This window comes from Paenibacillus sp. FSL H7-0350, assembly GCF_038593195.1.
Taxonomy (GTDB): domain Bacteria; phylum Bacillota; class Bacilli; order Paenibacillales; family Paenibacillaceae; genus Paenibacillus_AQ.
The window spans coordinates 6,199,789-6,220,681 of sequence record NZ_CP151972.1; the positions used below are offsets into that span (position 1 = coordinate 6,199,789).

General features: G+C 45.2%; 11 protein-coding genes. 9 read left to right on the forward strand and 2 right to left on the reverse strand.

Features of this window, described 5'->3' with window-relative positions; all coding sequences use genetic code 11:
* Positions 1 to 62: 62 nt before the first annotated feature.
* Complete coding sequence (locus NYE24_RS28000) at positions 63 to 926, reverse strand: AraC family transcriptional regulator (protein WP_076155254.1); 864 nt, start codon at positions 924 to 926, stop codon at positions 63 to 65.
* 139 nt (positions 927 to 1,065) lie between these two features.
* On the opposite strand from NYE24_RS28000, the gene NYE24_RS28005 reads away from it, so the two are divergent.
* Entirely contained in the window at positions 1,066 to 4,149 is a 3,084-nt protein-coding gene (locus tag NYE24_RS28005) for a glycoside hydrolase family 2 TIM barrel-domain containing protein (protein WP_342477180.1), read from the forward strand.
* Between the two features lie 97 nt (positions 4,150 to 4,246).
* Here NYE24_RS28005 and NYE24_RS28010 read toward each other — a convergent pair whose 3' ends face one another.
* Positions 4,247 to 5,212 carry a nitronate monooxygenase gene (locus tag NYE24_RS28010; protein WP_076155258.1) on the reverse strand — a complete coding sequence of 322 codons (966 nt, stop codon included), beginning with the start codon at positions 5,210 to 5,212 and terminating at the stop codon, positions 4,247 to 4,249.
* Between the two features lie 271 nt (positions 5,213 to 5,483).
* On the opposite strand from NYE24_RS28010, the gene NYE24_RS28015 reads away from it, so the two are divergent.
* The 8 genes from NYE24_RS28015 to NYE24_RS28050 all read left to right on the forward strand — a co-directional run bounded on the left by NYE24_RS28015 (position 5,484) and on the right by NYE24_RS28050 (position 20,818).
* A complete protein-coding gene (locus NYE24_RS28015; RefSeq protein WP_342479312.1) occupies positions 5,484 to 7,280 on the forward strand; it encodes a sensor histidine kinase in 1,797 nt (598 codons plus the stop codon).
* A 39-nt stretch (positions 7,281 to 7,319) separates the two neighbouring features.
* A complete protein-coding gene (locus NYE24_RS28020) occupies positions 7,320 to 8,927 on the forward strand; it encodes a response regulator (protein WP_342477181.1) in 1,608 nt (535 codons plus the stop codon).
* A 187-nt stretch (positions 8,928 to 9,114) separates the two neighbouring features.
* Positions 9,115 to 10,482, forward strand: coding sequence for an extracellular solute-binding protein (locus NYE24_RS28025; RefSeq protein WP_342477182.1), 1,368 nt, complete (start codon positions 9,115 to 9,117; stop codon positions 10,480 to 10,482).
* 76 nt (positions 10,483 to 10,558) lie between these two features.
* Complete coding sequence (locus tag NYE24_RS28030; protein ID WP_341029425.1) at positions 10,559 to 11,443, forward strand: sugar ABC transporter permease; 885 nt, start codon at positions 10,559 to 10,561, stop codon at positions 11,441 to 11,443.
* A gap of 91 nt (positions 11,444 to 11,534) precedes the next feature.
* The gene (locus NYE24_RS28035; RefSeq protein ID WP_256706356.1) at positions 11,535 to 12,272 is read left to right on the forward strand and encodes a carbohydrate ABC transporter permease; all 738 of its coding nucleotides are present in this window, start codon (positions 11,535 to 11,537) and stop codon (positions 12,270 to 12,272) included.
* Between the two features lie 54 nt (positions 12,273 to 12,326).
* Complete coding sequence (locus NYE24_RS28040; protein ID WP_342477183.1) at positions 12,327 to 17,885, forward strand: sugar-binding protein; 5,559 nt, start codon at positions 12,327 to 12,329, stop codon at positions 17,883 to 17,885.
* A 60-nt stretch (positions 17,886 to 17,945) separates the two neighbouring features.
* Positions 17,946 to 18,971 carry an S-layer homology domain-containing protein gene (locus NYE24_RS28045; protein ID WP_342477184.1) on the forward strand — a complete coding sequence of 342 codons (1,026 nt, stop codon included), beginning with the start codon at positions 17,946 to 17,948 and terminating at the stop codon, positions 18,969 to 18,971.
* Positions 18,972 to 19,318: 347 nt separating this feature from the next.
* Complete coding sequence (locus NYE24_RS28050; protein ID WP_342477185.1) at positions 19,319 to 20,818, forward strand: WG repeat-containing protein; 1,500 nt, start codon at positions 19,319 to 19,321, stop codon at positions 20,816 to 20,818.
* Positions 20,819 to 20,893 lie beyond the last annotated feature (75 nt).

The window sequence follows — 20,893 nt, forward strand, 5'->3', positions numbered from 1 at the left end:
GGGCGCTGATGAAGCTGTATCATGAGTTTTATAAGGTGAAGCGGTGAGCTCATAATCAATTTCTAAAGCAACTTGTCTGCGGATGAGTTGCTTTTTGTTTTACGAATATAACGTCCTGGAGATACCCCTTCTGACTTCGTGAATTGTTTGGTGAATGAATAGATATCCCCGTAACCAAGACTAACGGCTACGTGTTTGATGGGAAGTCCGGATAGCAGCATCATTTTTGCCTGTCTCATTAAATGCTCCGTGTGATATCGCTTAGGGGAAATCCCCGTAGTATCTTTAAAAAATTTTCGGAAGTTCTCGTAGCCCATATTCACGGCAGATGCCACTTCCTGAATATCAAAGTGAATATCATTGGAAACACTAATCAGCTCGCAGGCTTTTGTTATTTTACTTTCATTTTCATTGCTATGAGCATTATGAATGCTACTGTGTAATCTGATAATCAAATCCTGAGACTTCATTAGCAGGGAGGGAAGACTTTCATCTGTTGCACTTTTTAAGGCTTTCAGCAAGGAAACAAAATCAAAGAAAAAATCATTCGTATGTTGTGTCGATTGGACTTCCTTATCGGAATTAATAATTCCAAGGGTCTTTAAGTATGAATAGACAGGATACCCGACACTGATATAAAACTCGATCCAATTACCATCTGGTTCAATTGCAGTAGAGTGCAAACGTTCAGGTAGACGTTGAACAAGATCACCTGCTTGCATAGGAGTAACGGTACCGTCCGTAGAAATAAACTTTCCACTGCCTTGCAATACTACAAAACAGCTGTAATATCCTATCTTAAAATCATATTGAGAACGCTCTGCTGATCTTTTCCGCATAAATCCGCAAGATAAAATACCTTGATTAAAATCTTTGCCGATACATCGGTAGATTACATCATTTTCCTCAATGTCCTCAACATTCATGTATTCACACTCCTACCAAAGTGGATAAATGAAATACCATACTCAACATTTAATATAAGGGATTTTCCTTCTATTATAGGGGTATCTACATTGAAAGATCAACCAATTAGAACAATCGATGGGAGTGTTATTGAAGCCAATGAAGCTAAGCAGAGATTGGGAAAATCAACATGTTACTCAAAAAAACCGTTATCCCATGCATGAGCCCTACGGAGTATACGAAACCGTTGAACAGGCTTTAAGCGGAGACCGGAGAAAGTCTAAATATGTGAAGAGCCTGAATGGAATGTGGAAGTTTAAAATGTTTGGGTCTCCCGATGAAGTAACGGATGAATTCTATAGTCCTGAACATGATGTTTCCCAGTGGGATCATATTCCGGTTCCTTCCCATTGGGAACTTTCGGGGTATGGAAAACCTGTATACACCAATATGTTGTATCCCTTTGTTCAAAAAGGGGAGGGTTCACATCACGAGATTCAACTCAAGAAGAATGAATACATTTTGAATCCGCCTCATGTGCCGGAGAGTAATCTTACCGGTTGTTACGTCCTAACGTTTGAAGTTGACGAACATTTTTACGAAAGGGATATATTTATTGATTTTGGAGGTGTAGAATCGTGTTTTTATCTTTGGTTAAACGGCAAGCTGGTTGGTTATTCTCAGGACAGTAAGCTTAACGCTTCTTTCGATATCACGGATTACATTCAAAAGGGGCAAAACCGTATAGCTGTTCAGGTTATGCGGTTTGGAGCCGGTACTTATCTGGAGGATCAGGATTACTGGCATCTCTCGGGGATCTACCGGGATGTTCTTATTTATGCAAAACCACGTATGCGCATCCATGATTATAAGGTCGAAACCCTCTTTTCAGGTAATTATAACAATGCCGAATTAAGCGTAACGGTTCTACCTAATAATCAAGCGAATGGTTATGGTGATGCCCATGTTCGGTTGTCCCTTTATGATAGCGAGCAGAAATTGGTTACTGCGTTTGAAACGCCAAAGTTTGCGGATTGTGATTTCTACCTGCGAGAGAAATATGTAGCAAAGGTTACGAAAACCATTTCAAATCCTCAATTGTGGAGCGACGAGAACCCTTATCTCTATAAATTGGTCTTAGAAATGATTGATTGTTCTGGAAATGTAGTTGATATTGAGAGCGCGAATGTCGGCTTCCGTGAAGTGAAGATCGATCGAAAAGGGGTCCTGAGAATTAATGGGAAGCGTCTCATTATACGGGGAACCAATCTTCATGCCTTTTGTCCTGAAACAGGACGAGTCGTAACAACAGAATATATGCGTGAGCAAATCAAGGTCATGAAATCGCTGAATATCAATGCGGTAAGAACAAGTCACTATCCGCACGCCATCGAGTGGTATGACCTGTGTGATGAACTGGGTATTTACCTGGTGGATGAAGCCAATATTGAAACACACGGTCTTGGCGGCCAGTTAAGCGCATCCCCCGAATGGACACATGCGTATATGGAACGGGCTACACGGATGGTTCTGAGAGATAAAAATCATCCATCCATTATTCTCTGGTCTCTGGGTAATGAATCCGGTTATGGAGCGAATCATGCTGCGATGTACGGCTGGATTAAGGAGTATGACAAAACAAGGTATGTTCAGTATGAGTCTCTGAGTCCTCCGGCAAATATCTCCGATATTGTGGCGCCTATGTATCCTCAGAAAGATTGGATCTTGGATGTCATGGCTGATAGCGAAGATTTGCGTCCTTTTATTATGTGTGAATATGCGTACGCGAAAAGTAACAGTAACGGAAACTTTAAGGAATTTTGGGATCTCATTCATAAATTCCCGCGGTTTCAAGGAGGATTTATTTGGGATTTTCAGGATAAGGCGCTTGTTAAGCAGGATAAAGACGGAAATAAAAAGTATGTCTATGGCGGGGCATTCCATGAAGAAGTTACTGATCCTGCTCCTGATATGTGCTTGAATGGTATAGTTTTCCCAGATCTAACGCTCAAGCCGGCTGCGCATGAAATAAAAAATGTACAATCTCCTATCCAAATGGATTACATGCCTGGGAATCATGGCTATCGAATTTATAATCATTACACGCATCGGGATTTAAGCCATTTGAATATGGTGTGGGAGCTAGTTTGCGATGGAAAGGTGGTTGAAAGCGGTAGTTTGCCTAGATATCACACAGCACCCGGATCCGTTGATAAGCTTCAAGCGCCATATGATTCGTCTAAAGTCTCCGGGGAAGCTTTTGTTAATTTCTATGCTTATTTGGAAGAGGACACCTTTTATTCTAATAAGGGAACCTGTATTTATGCATGCCAGATAGAGATTAAAGATTCTGTTAATAAAGTGCATACCGGAGAGATAGAAAAGGATAGTTTGAGGTATGATGAAACGACAAATGAAATTCATATATATAATGAAAATACAACGGTACTTTTCTCGAAAGAAACAGCAGAGTTCATCACTGTAAAATACAATAACAAGAATTATTTCACGGGAGGAACAAATAACTTCTATCGCCCTCCGACAGGAATTGATGCAGGTATTCATCTCGAATCGTCCAATTATGCAGATGAGTGGAAAGCTCTCGGACTCCATTCCCATCAAAAAGAAATCAAGAAGATTCGGGTATTTGCAGCACCTACTGCTGTTATCATTCAAGTTCATTGTATATATCATGGATGCATTGAAACAAAAACTAATTATACCGTCGGCGGCAAAGGCATAGAAATCACCAATACAGTTGTGAACAATGCCAAGGTCGATACTCTCCCGAGAATTGGGTTAAGCTTTAAGTTCTCTGATGCTTGGAAGAAGTTGAAATGGTATGGTCGCGGGCCATGGGAGAACTACGCGGATCGTAAATCTGCCGCATTCGTTGGAGTATATGAGAGCACTGTAGAACAGCAACACGTACCCTATATCTTACCGGTAGAATGCGGTGGTAAGGAGGATGTCCGGTATTTATATTTGTCATCCAAAGAACAAGCAGTAAAAGTATCGGCAGCGGGACATTTCCATTTTGATATTCATGGGCACAGCATTGAGCAATATGACAACGCCGCCTATGAAGACGAGCTGGGAAATTCAGATTCTGTTTATCTTAATATTGATTCCAAACATGCAGGTCTGGGTGGAGATACCGGCTGGACCAAGAATATTCACGATCCCTATCAAATTAAGAAAGGTATCTATGTTTATACGGTAACTATAGAGATCATTTCTTAAGAAAACTAATAGAGGTAATTTGAAAAATAGCTTGTAGAGATGAGAAATTAATTTCTCTTTCTACAGGCTATTTGTGCTTCTGTATCTTAGAACAACTTTAAAAGGTAGGATTCAATGCCACTTGATACTCATTCATTAAATTGTCGATAATCTGCTGTACAGACAAAATCTCTTTAATCTCATGAACTCTGGACCCGGCAAAAACCAATCCGTTCTTAACATCTCCTCTAAGGGAAGTGAGCAGGGATTCCATTGTACAGAAGCGATGTGAACAGACCTTTAGACAATCATAGCATTTGACAATCTTTAATTTGGCATCATTACTGATCCGTTCCGTAAATTCATTACGAATCGCTCTGCCTTCTAGACCCACAGTAGACTTGATGAGGACAGTATCTCCTTGCTGAGCATCTACATACTTTTGCTTGAAGGCTAAGGGAGCATCACACTCATGGCTAGCCACAAATCGGGTACCCATTTGAACACCAGATGCGCCCATCCGAAGGGCTTTTGCGATATCATCCCCTGTCAGAATTCCACCTGCAGCAATAACGGGAATCGAAACGGCCTCTAAGACTTCAGGAAGGATATCAAACATGGATCTGTCTGTACCTAAATGCCCCCCGGCTTCGAACCCTTCCACAACCACTGCGGAAGCACCAAGTCTTTCGGAAATTCGGGCTAATTTGGCGGATGAAACAATTGTTACGACAGGAGTGCCATATTCTCTACCCCAAGCATAGATATCTCTCGAAATGCCAGCTCCAGAAATGATAAAGTCAACCTTTTCTTCTAAAGCAACCTTCATTTTTTCGGCAAAGTCTTTCACAGCGAATAGTACATTCACACCGATATAGCCGATCCCTTTAGAGAGTTCTCTTGTTTGGCGAATATGTATTCTCAGCTCTTCAGTAGTGATTCCAGTACCAGAGATGGTGCCAATCCCGCCTGCATTGGCTACAGCAGCAGCTAGTCCGCTTAAGGATATGCCTACACCCATGCCACCTTGAATAACAGGAACCCTCGATTTAATATGTCCGAATTGGATGGTTGGAAGTTTCAATTACACACCTCTTTCGCAAGTTGTTGACATTATTATAACTCCGCTAGAGTAATAAGATTATCGTAACACAGTAAAGTCTTTTCCGGATGTGACTGTAAACATGCTCGAACTATGTTAAATATCATGTCTCCGAAATCGCATGAGAACTCCTACCTGGATTAATTATAGAAAAATATTTTAAAAATTAAGTTTTGACTGATGAGGAGTGCTATTATGACATACAAAGAAATATAGGATATCAATAGGGGAAAAGGAAGGAAGGCAGCGCGTGATGAAAGGGTTCTCGAGGTATATAGGCGGGATTTCGATTAAAAACAAAATATTCATATCGAATGTATTAATCATTATCGTATTTATTTCAACTCAGTCGTACTTTGCCAACACGATTTCACAGAAGGCCATTATTGAGAAAGAGATCAATAATTCATCCCGGGAGCTTGTGCTCATCAAAAACAACCTTCAAACCTTGGTATCTACAATTGAAGATTATTCAAAAATTCTGGCCAGCGATTATCGTTTGCAGAACGTGCTTTATAACGACTTATTATTAAAAAATGAGGAGAATGCGGGCAAGTCGGCTGAGGGTTTAAATAACCTTTCGATGAAAAAAACACTTTCAGAGACGATCAGCAATATTGTGGAGCCTAACACAAGAATCAAAGCGGTAAGCATCCTCACCGCGAATCATCACTGGGTAGACGTCGGGTTTGCTGATAACGCCTATGCTTCACGCATATTCGGTGACGGTTATGGAGCGGAGGATCGTTACTATTTACCCATTTGGACAGGCTTGATGAAATTCGGATTTTTGTATGAAGGGGAAGACAGCGTATTTGCGGTTTCCAAAACGGTCATTCACAAAGATACCGGTAAAACGATTGGCCGAATTTTTTTGTACGTGAAAGAAACGACGATTGCCTCGATTTACGAGGAAGAGGAAAATAAGGGCGGGGAATTTTATATCGTCGATTCCGCCGGCCGAATTATTTCCTCACAGAATAAAGCCAAATTGTACCGGGATTTCAAGGAAGTTGTCTCCATAAGCATTCCCGAGAAGGGTGAAGACACAACTTTTACCCAGGGCAGCGGAAGTGAAGAAATGTTGATATTCACCCATCGCTTCGAACCGTTGAAATGGACAATTATAAGCGCTATCCCGATGAAGAATATTTCTTCAGGCCGGAAAGAAATCAATCAATTGATTCTCGGGGTCGGTGCAGCATGCTTGTTGCTGGCATTAATTGTGTCCTTCCTGCTGTCACGGTCGATCACACGGCACATCTTCCAGCTGGCCAAGACAATGAGGCAAATCCGGTCCGGACAGATGCAAGTCAGAAGCCCCTACCAATCCAAAGACGAGATCGGATATTTAAGCGAGGGCTTCAATAACTTAATGGATCGCATAGAGGTGCTTATGGCCGAAAACGTTGAGAAACAAAGGACAAAGGCTGAGATAGAATTCAAATTGCTGCAATCGCAAGTGAAGCCTCATTTTTTGTACAATACGGTTGAAACCATTATTTCACTCATTAAGCTGGGCTTAGGGAAGCAAGCCATACAGGCAGCCCAATACATGGCGAATTTCTATAAGATCTCGTTAAGCAAAGGTGACGATATCATACCGATAGGTGACGAGATGCGTTTAACGGAAAGCTATTTGGAAATTCAACAGCTGCGTTATGTGGAATATATGGAGTATACGATGGAAATTGACAATGAAATTTTGTCCTATTCGATACCGAAGCTGACCTTGCAGCCCATCGTCGAGAATGCGATCTATCACGGATTGAAGCTCAAACAGGAAAAAGGAATCATACGCATTTCAGGAAAACGAAGCGGAGACCATCTGGAAATTGAAATTTATGATAACGGCGCCGGGATGCACAAGGAGCAGATCAAGGCGATTATGGATGGGACCAGCGTTCCTGATGAAATTAACGGATTTGGTCTCAGAAGCGTATCCAACCGGATTCGAATGCTGTACGGGGAAAGATACGGACTGCAGGTTGAAAGCGATTACGGAGTTTCTACGAAAATTATAATCGTACTGCCTCTTCGTTATCATTAATCCGCAAAATAAGGAGTGAAAAGAATAGGAGGAAAGACCATGTACAAAGTGCTTATCGTCGATGATGAATATTACTTCAGGCAAGCCTTGAAGATTTCGCTGCCATGGAGTGAACTGGGCTTTCAAATTGCGGGGGAAGCCAAAAACGGGGCGGAAGCGCTGGAGCAGATGACCGAGTTAGAGCCTGATGTTGTGCTGGTCGATATGAATATGCCGATTATGGATGGATTGGAGTTCATACACAAAGCCAAGGAGCGCGACCAGACAACTAAATTTCTGGTGTTGTCAGGCCACAGCGAGTTCGTGTATGCCAGACAGGCCGTGCAATTAGGCGTTGTTAATTACGTGCTGAAACCCATCAACGAAGAAGAACTCCAAAGCTCCTTATTAGATATAAAGGAACTTATACGAACGGAGCGTCTGGGCAAGCTTGAATTGGACGATTTAAGAAGGCAGGCGAGCGAGGGCTTGTCTGTCCTGAAGGAGCAAGTGCTGAACGGTTGGCTGCAGGGCAAGGCTATCTCTAGGGCACCTTCCGAATGGGATCGATTAAATGATTTGGGAATAAAGCTCGAAGGGCTGCATTATCGGGTGATTGTTGTCGACCTGGATTCAAGCGATGAGAGGAATCTTGAGGAGGGCATGCGGATTCGCCAAGCCAAGTTACAGGAAATCGCTCAAAATGATATGCAAAGTGCCTTTCAGTGTGTAGGCTGTCACGATCAGGATGCTCATCTGGTTCTAATCATAGGATCGTCTGACGGCTCCTTCAACAAGCTGGAAACGATTTGCGAACGTATTCGATTAAACGTGCAGGACAATTTGGATTGTACGGTAACGATCGGCTTAGGGAATGGTTACGACAAGTTTGAGTCGGTTGCGGTTTCGTACAAGGAAGCGTTAATCGCCTTGAAGCATCGGTTTGTCTGGGGAGGTAACAAGGTATTCGCACATTCCCAGGTAGCCGAATCCGGGATAAAGGTTGGGTTGTTCTCGGTGGACAAAAGAAGCAGCTTGCTGATGCACATGCGAATCGGTAACCAGGCCGAGACGGCAGAATGGCTCTCGAATTTTTTTTATGATACCCGCGTTAAAAATGCAACTATGGAAATGCTGTTTCTCGCCGGAATCGAAATCGTATCCACATGCCTGGAATTTTTGTCCGAAGCCTCGCAAACGTTTGAAGATGTCTTCCTAAATACGACACAGCCCGATATGATACAACACGTTCAGCGGATGAAAACCTTCAACGAGCTGGAGGACTGGATACGTGTATTAGTTCTAAAGACCATGGATCATGTGCATAGCCGCAAACCCAATAGAGCCGTCAAAGTCATAGAGGCGGTCAAAACGTATATTTCGGGGCACTATGGCAACGATGAATTACGAATCGAGGATATCGCAAAAAGCGTTCATATGAACTATAATCATCTCTGCTTCGTGTTCAAAAAAGAAACAACCTTCACGATCAATGACTACCTGACCGAAATACGGATTACTAAAGCTAAAGAGCTTTTTGATCAGGGAGAGAAGGTTATTCAAGACGTAGCGAACCGGGTGGGTTATGCGGACGCCAATTATTTCAGTAAATGCTTCAAAAAATATATAGGAATCACGCCCAGCAAATATGTGAATCAAAGCCGGTAGCCTATGCAGACGTTAGAGGGAAAGTGAAAACTTTGCCTTTATCGTCTATTTTTTTGCCGTTAATTTTACTGCTGGCCCGAGAATAATCTCTGTACTAAGTGTGGGAAGATTCGTAAAATGATCACAAGATTGATAACGCTTTCAATATCAATCCGATATCCGCTTCGTTAAATAGGGGAGGTAAACAATGAAAAAGAGGTCGAAGGCAGCAGCTATGTTCCTTATGGCAAGTATTTTTCTGGTTTCATCGGCATGCAGCAGTGGGAATGAACCAAGTTCCAGCCAGTCATCCGACAATCCGTCACCCTCGGCAGTAAGCACGGAGGATACCAAGAATATTACGAAGACGGACGGCAAAAAAATCAAGATGAGAGTCATAACGCTTACGACCGACGAGAACCGCAACAACATTATGGACAAATTCATCAAACCGAATATTGCTGCAGCGCTTCCTAATCTTGAAATCGAGTTTGAGCCCGGCGGCGGCGGCGAGGAAATGGCCAACAAATTGAAGACGTTGAATGCTTCCGGAGATATGCCGGACGTATTCTGGAATGATGCCGGCTTCTTTACGCCATTGAAGAGCACAGGCAGCATTCTGGATCTGTCACCTTATATTTCCAAAGACGGTTTCTTGGACAAATACGCGGTGCCCGATGCGTTAAAGCATGTCGATAACGGGATCTACAGCTTGTCTTCTGGAGCGGACACGTATTTTACCCCTGTTATCTTCTATCACAAAGACATGTTCGAGCAAGCGGGGGTTCAAGTGCCAACTACGTTCGACGAGCTGATTCAAATCTCGAAGACGCTCAAGAGCAAGGGGATGGTACCGGCTGTGACTCCGGGCAAGGACGGGTGGGGGCCGAAGCTCTTTATGCTGCAGCAAATGATTCAAATCGGTGATCCGCAGGCGATGGCCGACCTTGTCAGCAACAAAACGGACTTCAACAATCCATCCGTCAAGGAAGGTGCGGCCCGCATCGAAACGCTGGTCAAGGAAGGCGTGTTCCCGGACGGTATTTCCAATTTGGATTACGGTCCGGCGATGGAAATGTTTACGTCCAAAAAGGCAGCTATGTTATGGATGTTTACTTGGGAGCTGCCAAATCTCGCAAAAGACGAAACGGTTGACTTCTTCCCGTTTCCAAGCGCCAGCGATAAGTATAGCCCTGCAGAGAACGTACAGTTCTGGGGTTCTCCGCTTAACGGTTATGCGGTCAACGGCAAAACGGAGAACCCGGAAGAGGCTGTCAAGCTTGCTGAATTTCTAGCCATGGCGGATGCATTATACTTTGAATCTCTCGGTGCTCCTATATCTTTACAGACAGGCAACCAGGCAATGGACAGGAGCCCGCTTATGCAGAAGTTCGTTGACTGGTACAATCCGATTCCGAATAAAATCGCGTCATGGGCACTTAATTCGCTAGATTCGAGGACGTCTGCCGAAATGTCTACGCAGGGAGCGAATTTATTAACGGGCGAGTACGCAGCCGAAGATTTTAATGTGGCGATGAACAAGATCTGGAGCGAAAATACGTGGTTTGACAAGTAAAAGACGCAATAACTGCTAAATCCCCTTCGGATAGATCCAAGGGGGTTTAGACACAAATTAAATGGTGGAGAGAGCGATGAACAAGTACTTTAGCACGAAAGTATCTATATTTGTGTTTGCTTTCCCTGCATTGCTGCTGTTCACCTTATTCTGCGTATACCCTTTGCTGCCGGAGATCTGGGTGAGCCTGCATAAGCATGACGGGTTTAGAAATTTGGGCTTTGTGGGTTTGAATAATTACAAAGAAGTGATGGCTACCTCATCCTTTTGGACCGCTCATAAGAATACGTATCTCATTGTAGGCATCTCATTATTGCTGGGGCTGCCCTTGTCGATGATGCTTGCGTTTTTTATGGACGCTCAGACACCGAGGTTTCGCCGATTCTTCAAGACGGTGGCGATGTTTCCGGCTATCTTGTCGGTCACGGTTGTTGCCCAGATTTGGGTGGCGTTCTACGAACCGAATTGGGGTTTACTGAACAAGATTCTCGATTCGTTAGGGCTACATTCCTGGACGCATTCATGGTTAACGGAAAAGAAAACGGTGATGCCCAGCATTGGAGTGACCTTCCTGTGGCAATATATTGGACTGAACGCATTGCTATTTTATACAGGAATCAAGACTATACCCAAGAGTTACTATGAAGCTGCATTAATCGACGGCGCTAATTATATTCAGGTTTGCTTAAGAATTACGATCCCCTTGCTGCAGAATGTAATCAAATACGTACTTATTCTGTCAACATTAGGCTCAATGGCATTTTATTCGCATGTACGAGTCATGACGGCAGGAGGCCCGGGAGATCTATCCAGGACGGTCATCTACCAGATGTATTATACGGCGTTTGATACTTCCGAATTTGGCAAAGGTAATGCGATCGCCGTTATTTTTATTCTGGAATGCCTTTTGATCTCCTTTGTCATTCAAAGGTACGTTGCCAGAGAAAAACTGGAGTTTTAAGCTGGGGGGGAGCTTTCTGAAATTATTAAGCCGAGTATTTTGGGTAGCTATGGGATGCACATTTCTATTTCCCTTGTACTGGATGGTAACGATGTCATTAAAGTCCAAAAGTGAAGCTTATGACAATCCTTTTGGATTACCGTCTTCTTTGGACTGGCTGAACTTCAGCGAAGCGCTGTCCAAATATCATTTTTATACGTATTTCGAGAACAGCGTGATTTATACCACAGGCACAATTGCCATTACGTTGACAACGGGCAGCATGCTTGCTTATTGCCTCAGCCGTATGCAATGGAGATTCAATTCGGCAATGTTGTTTTATGTATCTATGGGTTTAATTGTCCCGATCGAAGTAGTCGTTATTCCGTTATTCCAGTTGGTTAAATGGATGCATATTAAAAATAGTTATTTGGGTCTTATCTTGCCGTATTCTGGCTTCGCCATTGCTTCCTGCGTACTGATGCTGTATGCCTTTTTCCGTTCTTTGCCTAAGGAGCTGGAAGAAGCGTCATGCATAGATGGGGCGAATGTCTATCAAACGTATATCAAAATCATATTTCCAATCGTAATGCCAGCGCTCGTGACGCAATGTGTTCTGATATTCATTCGAATCTGGAACGAATTTCCGCTTGCATTTATTATTGCTTCCAAGGATCAATTCCGGCCGCTTACAGTCGGGTTGCTTGGTTTCTTCATTAATGTGGGAGTTACGGATTGGGGGCCGATCGGCGCGAGTATGCTGCTGTCCAGCCTGCCTATGATCATCGTTTATTTAATAGGCAACGAAAAGATCGAAAATGCGTTAACTGCAGGTGCAATTCTGAAGTGAGAATGTGAAGTGGGAGAAGGGACATCTGATAAGTGATCCAAGAGGGGGATGGAAATGCGAAGAAGAGCATTAATATGGATTCTGACTTTGATCATGGTAATTCCCATGCTGCCATTCTCAGGGCCGGTAGTCTCGGCTGACAGTGTGCCAAGTGTAACTATCTATGTTGCTACAAATGGCAATGATAACACAGGGGATGGAACACAAGGAAAGCCGTATAAAACGCTTGCCAAGGCAAAGGCAGCAGTAAGGACTCTGCCTAAGACCGGCGGTGATATCGTGGTTCAAATTGCGGATGGATACTATTCGCTTGATGAAACGCTGGTTTTTGACAAGGATGATTCCGGAAGTGCAAGCAGCACGATTCGCTATGAGGCGGCGCCGGGTGCGAAGCCGGTAATCAGCGCCGGTGAAATGCTCAAAAAAGGCGTATGGACCGAAGCGGTCGGCCTTACCCAGACTGGCGGCTTAAAGGCGTATAAAACGACCCTTAACCGGAGCGATAAGTTGCGGATGATCTATGTAAACGATAAAGGCGCTACCATGACGCTGAGCCCTCAAATCGTTTCAGCCAACAGAACCGTCACCGGCACCCCTACAGCCAGCTTTACCGCTGCCAATAACCCCTGGGCGTGGCAAAACGGCAGCAATATTCGGGCGGCTATCGTATTCGATGCCAGCGTAGGTCTGAGTACGGCAACGAAAAACCCCCAAAACATCGAAGCCGAAAGTATCGGCGGTTCTACCGCCAGGTGGTCGCGGCCGTTTGTCACCTTCGCATCAATCGAACAGGCGCCGGCAGAGAGCAACAAGCCCGGCGGTGTTATGCTCCGGTTCCAGATGCCATATGGTGCGATTTCACAGTCTTTGAGTAATAACACGCAATACAATCCAGGTAACAATCAAGTCATCCGCAACGCTTTCGAGTTCTTCAACAAACGCGGAGATTTCTATTTCGACCAGGCGGAAAGCACGCTATATTACATCCCGCTTGCAGGCGAGGACATTAATACCGCTGATGTGGTCATCCCCAGACTTGAGACAGTCCTCGACATACAAGGGGACCCTGTTGGAGACCGGTTAAACCCTGTCCAGGGCTCGGATGATGGACGTGTCAAAAATATAACTTTCAACGGGCTGAAGTTTGCCCATACCGACTACAAACTGTATGAACTGACGGGCACTTATACTCTTAGCGACGGAACCGGTCCGGTAACAACCCGTTCCCGCGGGTATGCGTCCGTTCAGGGCTCTATCGTGAACACAGCTTACTTCCCCGGCAGCATAAACTGGCATGAGACCTTCTACCGGGGCTATGACATACCGCCGGCAGCGGTCATGATCAACGGGGCGAGGAATATCAAGGTGCTGAACGGTGAGATCGGACTTACCGGATTTAATGGTATCCATGTCGAGAACGATGTCAAGGATATCGAAGTCACGGGCAACTATATCGTAGATACGCTCGCTTCCGGCGTTGTAATCGGACATCCACAGCATATCTATGAGAACGATGAGCCGATAAAGCATGAGTCTAGTGTGTCGGTCTCTGGTACGCCAATAAGGAACTGGGCCGGTGTTAATAAGGAAAAATTCAAGGCAGGTACTGAAGCTGTGCCGGAAAATATTTATATCACAAATAACTTTTTGTACAGAAACTGCTACGGATTCCCGGGCGCCAACTCCCTAACCTCTTTCTACACTACGAATATGCAGGTACTGCACAACTTCCTGTATGATTCTACTTACGGCGCGATGAGCATTGGCTGGGGCTGGGACGAATACGATGGTTTCGGCTTTACCGCCCAAGGTACCAACAAGACCGGCGGCCCTTATCAGGGTACGCATGAAACGAGCATCGCAAGATCTCCAGTAATCTCTACGACCTCCAGGAATAACAAAATAAACTATAACAGGGTAGAGGAAATTTGCACGGTAGTTAACGACTCCGGGGCGATCTACTCCTTGGGACGACAGGGTGATCCGGGTAATTTGCCGGGCGGAGGGACATGGGACACTATCAACAATCTGACCAATAACCCTGTCACCGACAAGTCTAGTAACTGGCATTCTGACAACTGGACGAATTTCACCGAGATGAACTACAACTTCCTTAACCCGAATCCAACGGACAAACCCACGACCTCTAACAACTGGACAAACGGATTTCATCCCGACGAAGGCAGCACGTTCATCAAGATGATAGGCAATGTCGTGCAGTCAAAGCTCTCACATGCAGCCGGACAGAGCCGTCTTTTTGAATTTAACAACTGGAAGCGTAAAAGCGACATGATTGCCATCGACGGATACGTGGACGGGAATAACAACCAGAATGGCGCCCCCAGGACTACTTACGACAATTACAAAAGCGAAGCCCGCATTTGGCCCGTTGCAGGCAACGAAATCGTTCTGAATTCGGGTCTTACCAACGAATACACACATATGATCCCAAGAAGCCTCATTGCTGATACCGAGTTTGAACTGGCTTCCAATGTCATCATGGGTGCAAGCGGTGAAAAGCTGAGCCGCAGAGGTCTGCTTAAGGCGGAAGACACGGTTTGGCTCGCACCCGCGAACACAACTGTCTTTAAAGAAGGCGCTACGATGACAAAAGCTGCCGGCAATGAAAAAACAATCAACACTCCATCTGCCGCAGGACAATACAAACTATTTATATTATATGGAGACGGGAGAGAAACAGCCACTTCCAAGTACACGGTATACGTTGACGCGAGCGAGCCGGCAACCAATGTGATGGATGGGAAAAGCTACGAAGTTTCAGCCATAAGGCCGCTTAAACTAACTTTGAGTGATGAATACACCTTCACGCTTAACGGCAAGCCCGTGGCGGATGGTTACGAAATCCGTACCGAAGGAAACTGGACCCTGGTAGGCAGCACTTCGAAGCCTGAAATAACCATCAACTTTACCACCACAGTATCGGTGGCAAACAAGCTGCTCCCGGCTGATGTGTCCGTAGCCCCCGGCGGGACCGTCAGATTTGCCTATGATTTGGACGACGCGGCCCAAAAGATATGGATTTCTTCGTCGAGCGGCGGACATTTTGATGGAGGCGATGATGAGACCGTAGCCTCCGGCGACGCGCTCGGAATGACCGCGCCCATGGTACCCGGTCCGTACATTATTTTTGTACTGGCGAAAGACGGCGAAGTTCGAAGCCAGTCGCACGCTCGTGTTGTGGTGAGAGATGTAACGCCTGCCGATATTCCCAGAAATGGTCTTGATTTATGGCTCAAGGGCGATGAGGGCGTGGAAATGGATAGCAGTGGCAACGTGACGGGGTGGAGAAATATGGGGAACATCCCGGCGAAGCTTGTCCCGGCAAACGTCCCCGGAAGCGGCGGCGATAATCTTGGAACACCTGACGGGAATCCCAAGCTAAAGAAAGATGTTTACGACTATGTAGAATTCGCCGCGAACTCGAAGCCGTTAAAGGCTGCTGGCTTTAAAGACTATAACGGCAGTACACAGATGACAATATATACACTGGTTAGACCAACGACAATAGCCAATAACTCCAGCGACCAAAATGGTCTTGTTTATTTCGGATTGAACGAGGCTTACCAGACATGGGCCGCCAACGACGGTTGGAGCGGTATTAGTCTCGGGGTAGGAACAAACCGGGTTAACGTCCGCTTTGGTAATGCGGATGGCAGTGTATCAGGCGGCGGGCAACAATTTACAACAACAGCCACTGATGATCTGGTCAGCGTCCGGGCGCAGCTAAACGGAAGCAAAAGAGAAGTTTATGTTAATAACAACGTCATCGGCACTCCCGGAACCAACGCTAAGGCCCTTTTGGGGAACAGACCGGATCTGAGCGTAGGTTACACGATGGCGGCTGCAACCCCCCACCGCTTCATGGGCAGAGTCTTGCAGATTCTCATCTACGACAGGGTGCTGACCGCTGATGAAATCACGAAAGTAGAAACGTATTTTAACGAGGTGAAAGCCGGCCGCGGCGGGTCCGCGAACCCCGTGGTTCCAAAGGTCGACACAACCTTGCTGACCGCCTTGATCGAGGCCGCGGGTAACAAGGAAAAAACGATGTATACAAGTGATTCATGGAATGTTTTTGCAAGCGCATTACGTGAGGCCAAAGCTGCTGCCGCCAATGAGGAGATCTCGCAGACAGCAGCGGATCATTCATATTACGCGCTGCGTGACGCAATCAAAGGGCTTCAACTGTTATCTGGCGGAGTTGCAACCGCTGTATACGGGACGCCTGTTCTCGGCGGCTCCGAGCTCGACCCGCTCTGGAATAAGACCGTCACGCTGCCGATCCTTAAGCATCTGACAATGGTGAACGGTCCGGCGGACGGTTCCGCTAAAGTGCTATGGGACGATTCTAACCTGTATGTTCTGGTGCGTGTAAAAGACCCTGTGCTGAACAGCAGCAGCAGCGAAGCGCATGAGAAGGACTCGGTCGAGATCTTTGTAGATGAGACCAACAGTAAACAAACCTCGTACGGACCGGGTATGGGACAATACCGTACTAACTATCTTAATGAGAAAAGCTTTAATCCGGGCAGTGTCAGTGCGGGTTTTGAGTCTTTTGCCAAAGTAGTGGATGGCGGTTATTACATTGAAACCAAGATTCCCTTTAAAGCTGGTGCGCCTGCGGCTGATCATGTAATCGGATTTGATGTGCAGATCAATGACGCGAAAGCATCGGGTGGCCGTCAGGACATTATCATGTGGCACGACGTGTCCGGACAGTCCTATAATAACGGTTCACAATGGGGTGAGGTTAGACTTGTGAAAGAGATCAGCGGTCAAGAAGGCAGCGCGTTGCTGACCGGACCGGGAACCGTTGAAGGCGGCAACAATTTTGATGTTGAATTCAGCTTGGCGCATTCCGGAACAGATGTCAAAGCGCTGGATATTACGGTTAATTATGATGCGGATAAGCTGGAATTCATATCAATGGAATCGCTTCAGCAGGATTTCAAGCTGGTTGGTGAAGTGAATGAAGCCGGCAAGCTTAGAACCATCGGGACTACTATTGGAAATACAGATATGACCAAGGGATTGATTATGCTTAAGTTCAGAGCGGTTGCAGCGGATAATCCGCAGAGCGCTTCCATTCGCGTCACTCCGTTAACGGTTGCGAATGGCGCAGGCCAAGAATCAGATTGGGCGGGTGCAGCTCACACAGTCCGAATCAATAACATGGATAAGTCGGGCTTGCTGCTTCTGATTGCGGAAGCGCAAAGTACGCATGATGCAGCCATTGAAGGCGTATCTCCTGGCCAGTATCCATTAGGCTCGAAAGCAACTCTACAGGCAGCTATTGATACCGCTCAAGTGGTGGCTTCGGCTCAGGAAGTAAGCCAGGCAGGAATTGAACAGGCGACATTGAAGCTGCACGCAGCTCTGCAAAGCTTCAAGGATTCAATGATTAAATCCATCGAAGGAGATTACAATAACGACAGCAGAGTAAGTGTTGGTGACCTTGCAATTATTGCATCCGCCTATGGTAAAAATAATCAAGATCCAAATTGGAGTAAGTACAGAGCGTTGGATTTGAATGGCGACGGTATGATTGACATCGTTGATATCTCAATTCTGGCCCGCAAAATTTTGAAATAATTACGTGTGGAAATAAGGGAATAGCGAAAGGACGGGGATTGCTTGAAATATCGGATTGGAATGATGCTTCTAGCTGCTTGGTTCATAATTTCCCTGCTGCCGGTGTACGCAATGGCCAAGGACGCCTCCTATAGCTTAGCGGTCTCCAATTCTACGTCCATTAAGGGAAATCAAGTTGTCGTGACGGTGACGGGATCGGATCTTACCGATGTCTATGGCTTCGAAATCAATTTGAAGTACGATACAAACCTTCTATTGTACAAAAAAAGTGAAAGCTTGCTGCCAGGGTTCTCCGTCCCGCTTGCTCCTGCAGATGGCCTTGTCGTGTTCGCGCATACGAAAGTAGGCAAGGTCGCCGGCCTATCGGGAAAAGCCGAGCTCGCAGCCATTACGTTTGAAGTCATTGGAAAGAATACGAAGAAGCCGACAGTAGAATTAACACGTGTGAAGCTTGTGAAAAGCGATCTTACGGATACAGTTGTCAAGCCGGGAACGAAAGCAGACATCGCGGTGCAAGCAGCGGGAAATACCGTAACATTCAAGGATATTGCTAATCATTGGGCCAAAGAAGGGATAGAACGGGCTGTCAGTATGGGGTTTGTAAACGGCTTCGGGGATGGGACGTTCCGTCCGGATGTGAGGATCACACGCGCAGAGTTCGTGGTTATGACCGCGAGGGCGTTTGATTTCGAAGCGAAAGGCGGGATGACGTTAAATTTCAGGGATGTAGATACAATCCCGGTCTGGGCAAGGGATTACATCGCGGAAGCGGAGCAGACTGGCCTGATTAAAGGCTACGCCGATGGCAGCTTCCGTCCGAACCAATGGATTAGCAGGTCCGAAATGGCTGTCTTGATCATGAGGCTGTATGACGGCGAGCTTCATTCGAACGAACCGGTCTCATTTGCCGATAAGCAGCATATTAAGCCATGGGCACTTCCGTCGGTTGCTGCCGCGGCTGACCTGGGAATCATTAAGGGCAAGAATGGTAATCGGTTCGCTCCTGCTGATCCTGCTACCCGGGCTGAAGCGTTGATTATGCTGCTTCGTCTGATGGATGCAAAAGTAATACTTGATATCCGGTAAACTTGAAATAATGACATCACTTTGTGTCCATAACCTCAAGAAATTCGTATCGTGAAGGGGTGAGCAAATCGGGTCTGTCTTTTGACAGGCTCTTTTTGTTGCCGAAATTTAGACGTATAGTGACAGTCGCATTCACTTGAAGGTATACTATGTGATGTTGAAAATTTGCTGTTAGTGAAAATTCAAGCTATACAATCAATAAAAAATGACGAACTAGACGGCGCTTGTACAACTGAAGGCTTGGTGTTTCTTGCAAACTAAAGCATAAGCCCATTAATTGTGCTATCATTAATTCGGAAAACTCATAAAGAATCTCTTGTGATTTGAACTTGGTTTAGGAGGAAGTTATGAAAAAATCTCTAGTGAGCCTGCTGATGGTGTTATTGCTTGGGCTCCTATCAATTAATGTGGCAGCGGCAGCACCGGAGCGGTATCAAGTAATAATACCAGCAGGTGATAACAGTTTCGGGACCGAAAGTGAGGGACTTTCGGCGGTTAAAAAAAATGGGAAATGGGGTGTAATCAATCGAGTAGGAGATGTAGTTATCCCCTTCACACTTAACTACGATTGGGTAGGGTCATTTCATAATGGTTTTGCGCAAGTCAGAAAAGAAACTGAGTATGGTTTCATTAGTATCTCTGGAAAAGAAATTGTCCCTCCCAAATATGTTAAAGTGCTGGATTTCAGAGACGGTGTTGCCCTTGTTTGTGACGATAAAAACATTATATTACAATGGGGAGCCATTGACACGACCGGAAAAGTTGTTATACCGGTGAAATATCATTTTGTGGATGTTACCTTAAACGGCTACAATGACGGTTATAACGTTAAGAACGAGGGTTATCCGTTCAAAGATGGTTTGGCCGCCGTCAAGATACCTACCGTTGGTATTGAAAAATATGATTCTAAAACAGGAAAATTCAAAAAAATAGGTAAAGAAGATCCTAATGCAGGAAAGCTTGGCTATATCAACAAAAAAGGACAGGTAATCATCCCTTTTTCATACAAGGCAGATTATGATAATAAACCGCTTTTTAATTTCAACGATGGCCTGGCGTGGGTTCCTAAAGGTACTAAGTATGGTGCTATTAATACGTCAGGAAAAATAGTTATTCCTTTTGATTACGATGGAGTGGAATCTCTTAACGAGCGTTTGTATCATGTCTGGGTCAAGAAGAAGGATGGAACCTTTAGCAAAAAGGTAATCAATTCAAGCGGAAAGGCTGTTTTCAATAATACATACAATATTATCCACAGATTCGAAGAAGAAGGATATGCACAAGTTAGTAAAAACAACAAATGGGGCTTTATAAATACCGCAGGAAAAGTAGTCATACCGCTAATTTATGATCAAGTAAGCCGGTTTAGCGAAGGTCTGGTGAGTGTTAAAAAGGATGGGAAAATTGGATACCTCAATGTGTCGGGGCAAGAAGTGATCCCTTTGAGCAATAAATATCAAGACCCGGGCAGTTTCTGGGGAGGTATTGCACCTGTTAAAAACGACAGTGGTGATATTGGCTTCATCAACATGCAAGGCGAATTGGTTGTCCCTTATGAACATTATCGTGATCCGTCCCTCTCGACCGAGGGCGGTGATAAAGAACATAAAGAACGTTATTGGTTTGTAAAAGAAGGCGCTTGGGGAAGAGTCTATGACGCTAACGGAAAACCAGACGATAATAGAAGTGATTTAATCAATTCCTCCGGCAAAATGATTAAAAACATTGAGTACTATTACGTCGGTCGATTCATCGGGGGATTTGCTGTGTTTATTGTTAAAGATAAAGATGGAGACCTTAAATATGGACTCATTAAAGACACCGCCTATGTACCGAAAATTCAGTAATGATTTCGGCTGAAAGGGTTCACTGGGCTGTCTTTTTACAGCAAGTTAAAGGCCATCCCTTTCGGGATGGCCTTT

What these genes read in the sequence shown, in the direction of transcription:
- NYE24_RS28000 (WP_076155254.1), bottom strand. Translation starts at nt 926, where the DNA reads ATGAATGTTGAGGACATTGAGGAAAATGATGTAATCTACCGATGTATC.
- NYE24_RS28045 (WP_342477184.1), top strand. Translation starts at nt 17,946, where the DNA reads ATGATGCTTCTAGCTGCTTGGTTCATAATTTCCCTGCTGCCGGTGTAC.
- NYE24_RS28050 (WP_342477185.1), top strand. Translation starts at nt 19,319, where the DNA reads ATGAAAAAATCTCTAGTGAGCCTGCTGATGGTGTTATTGCTTGGGCTC.
- NYE24_RS28005 (WP_342477180.1), top strand. Translation starts at nt 1,066, where the DNA reads ATGAAGCTAAGCAGAGATTGGGAAAATCAACATGTTACTCAAAAAAAC.
- NYE24_RS28030 (WP_341029425.1), top strand. Translation starts at nt 10,559, where the DNA reads ATGAACAAGTACTTTAGCACGAAAGTATCTATATTTGTGTTTGCTTTC.
- NYE24_RS28035 (WP_256706356.1), top strand. Translation starts at nt 11,535, where the DNA reads ATGTCATTAAAGTCCAAAAGTGAAGCTTATGACAATCCTTTTGGATTA.
- NYE24_RS28015 (WP_342479312.1), top strand. Translation starts at nt 5,484, where the DNA reads ATGAAAGGGTTCTCGAGGTATATAGGCGGGATTTCGATTAAAAACAAA.
- NYE24_RS28020 (WP_342477181.1), top strand. Translation starts at nt 7,320, where the DNA reads ATGTACAAAGTGCTTATCGTCGATGATGAATATTACTTCAGGCAAGCC.
- NYE24_RS28040 (WP_342477183.1), top strand. Translation starts at nt 12,327, where the DNA reads ATGCGAAGAAGAGCATTAATATGGATTCTGACTTTGATCATGGTAATT.
- NYE24_RS28025 (WP_342477182.1), top strand. Translation starts at nt 9,115, where the DNA reads ATGAAAAAGAGGTCGAAGGCAGCAGCTATGTTCCTTATGGCAAGTATT.